1 pseudogene is annotated in these 486 nt (G+C 61.3%); it reads left to right on the forward strand.

Going from position 1 to position 486, the window contains the following annotated elements:
* A pseudogene (locus FHG09_RS19640) lies at positions 1 to 248 on the forward strand (IS1380 family transposase); the annotation flags it as partial.
* Positions 249 to 486 lie beyond the last annotated feature (238 nt).

Here is a 486-nt window from a genome sequence, read left to right on the forward strand (position 1 = left end):
TCTGGTTGGCCATCGTCGCCCTCGCCGGAGATCTCCAGGCCTGGAGTGGGATGTTGGCTTTCTCCGGTCACGAGATTCGGCGGTGGGAGCCGAAGCGACTGCGCATGCACCTCTACACGATCCCGGCCACAATCGCGAGGACCGCTCGCCGAGCCGTGGTGCATATGAAGAACACCGCCCGCTTCGCTCAAGACATCGTCGGCGGCCTGAACCGACTACGAGCCCTACCAGGACCCGAACCGGGATAGCCATGCTGGTGTCCGTGTCCGATCGAGTAGAGGAAACCACTGGGGTCGGGAGCCCCCGCCGGACCGTGGCGAGACACGGTGGTCGCGTCATGCCCGAATGGCAGAATCAGAAACGAATGCGCTCCATAGCGCCAGAATCATGAGCCTGAGCCATACCGTGAAAAATCGAGGCTAGTCCCCTTTTCCGCCCGTTACCTTTTAACTAGCCCCACTATCCGTCAGGATAGAAGGGGTCGCT

It is taken from the genome of Brevibacterium sp. CFH 10365, from assembly GCF_009299785.1.
Lineage (GTDB): Bacteria > Actinomycetota > Actinomycetes > Actinomycetales > Brevibacteriaceae > Brevibacterium > Brevibacterium limosum.